Annotated in this window: 2 protein-coding genes; one reads left to right on the top strand and one right to left on the bottom strand. The window is 65.9% G+C overall.

All coding sequences use genetic code 11. The annotated features are described in order from the left end of the window. On the bottom strand, positions 1-806 hold an 806-nt coding region (locus ACWGI8_RS44005), incomplete at its 3' end, for a M20/M25/M40 family metallo-hydrolase (protein ID WP_453669205.1). Between the two features lie 195 nt (positions 807-1001). Here ACWGI8_RS44005 and ACWGI8_RS44000 point away from each other — a divergent pair. Continuing rightward, positions 1002-1487: an allene oxide cyclase barrel-like domain-containing protein gene (locus ACWGI8_RS44000; RefSeq protein WP_453669204.1), complete on the top strand. Its 486-nt coding sequence runs from the start codon at positions 1002-1004 to the stop codon at positions 1485-1487. The last annotated feature ends 210 nt before the right edge of the window (positions 1488-1697 follow it).

Raw genomic sequence — 1697 nt, 5'->3', positions numbered from 1 at the left:
TGCGGAGCCAGAGCCGCGAACGCGGATTCGATTCGTTCTTTCTCGCCGGCCGACTCGACGCGGACGTCGACGATGACGGTCGCCTCCGCGGGAACAACGTTGTCCAGGGTTCCTGCGGACGCGACGGTCGGGGTAACGGTCGTGCCCATGTGGAGTCGACCAAGCGCTGCGATGTCCAGCACCTGGTGCGACGCCTCGATCAGGGCGTTGACCCCGGCTTCGGGCTCAAGGCCCGCGTGCGACGCCCGGCCCGCGATGGAGACGTGGAACGTGCCGCAGCCCTTGCGGCCGGTCTTCAGGGCTCCGTCATCAGCGGCGCCCTCGAGCACGAGTACAGCGCCGCAGGCAATGGCTCGTTCTTCGATGAGAGCCCGAGAGGAGCGGGAGCCGACCTCTTCGTCGGCGGTCACCAGGATCTCGACGCCTGACCGGTCGTCGAGCGTCGCCAGGCCATGAACGGCCTGCACCAAACCGCCGAGCATGTCGAAGACCCCGGGGCCCGTCGCATGCCCGTCTTCGGTCATGAACGGGCGGCGTTCAAGGGTGCCGAGCGGAAACACCGTGTCATGGTGACCGAGTACCAGTACTTGGGGATCGCCACCGGCCGACCAGTGGACGTGCGGCCCGGCTTCGCTCTCGACGAGGACGGCCTGCCCGCCGAGGCGGCTCTCGATGACAGCGGCGACAGCTTTGGCCGATGCCGTCAAGGCGTCGAGATCGCGCGATGGAGACTCGATTTCGACGAGTGTCCTGAGGTCCTCGATCATCGCGTCAACACTCGGTTCAACGGCCTTGTACGTCGTCATGCCGGAAGAGTACTTGGTACCTGCACTCACGTACTTCCCAGCTCCTCCGCCTGCCCGCCGCCTCCGGTCGTTTCACCTGGATGGGTAGGCACGAGTCGCGGAACCGCGTGATCCACATGAGGCTGACCTGGGAATCGGTTACGTCACTTGACACATGGTCAGTGAGCCGCCCCCTTGGTCCCACAGGAGCACAGAGTGCGTCACTTCAAGCATGTCGGTCTGAGCGCGGCCACCGGATTGGCTGCTCTCCTTGTCTGCTCGCACCCGGCATCGGCTACCAGCAGTACCGGTCCTGAGAAGAACCTCGATCTGATCGCGAGGCAGACCCAGTTCACTTCCCTTGATGCGGACGGGTTGCCCGGAGCCGGCCAAGGGGACGAAATCGTCGTCAGCGGGGATCTCCTCCGTGAAAACGCCACGGTCGGCAACTACGGGGAGGTCTGCACAACGACCCGAACGGCCCCTGCTGATGAGTTCGACCTGCTGTGTGTGGGCTCCCTTTCTCTGGAACACGGGCAGATCACCTTCCAAGGCCGGTTCACCAATACCGCTGCCGGCCCCGGTGACATCACCCTCGCGGTCACCGGAGGCACGGGGGACTACAACAAGGCCCGAGGCGAAATCCACGCCGTCAGGGTCAATGAGACGGATACGCAGGTCTCCGTCCGCCTCAGCCACTGACAGGGCAGGAGCGGCACCTCCCGAACAGCTCGGCCATCTCAGCGGTGGCCGTGCCCGTCCCGTGCCCGTTCGGGCCGGGAAACATTGGGGAACGGTGACCGCTCGCGGGCAACGCTCATGGGGCCGGCCCCTGACCGACTTGCTCGGCCAGGGGCCGGTCGTGTCTTCGAAGTCCGGTCCGCCCGGCGGGCGGACTGCGCTGCTTCGAAG

The sequence above is a fragment of the Streptomyces sp. NPDC054841 genome, from assembly GCF_053611045.1.
The sequence above is the reverse complement of the archived record's forward strand: the minus strand, read 5'-3'. Positions and strand labels throughout refer to the sequence as shown.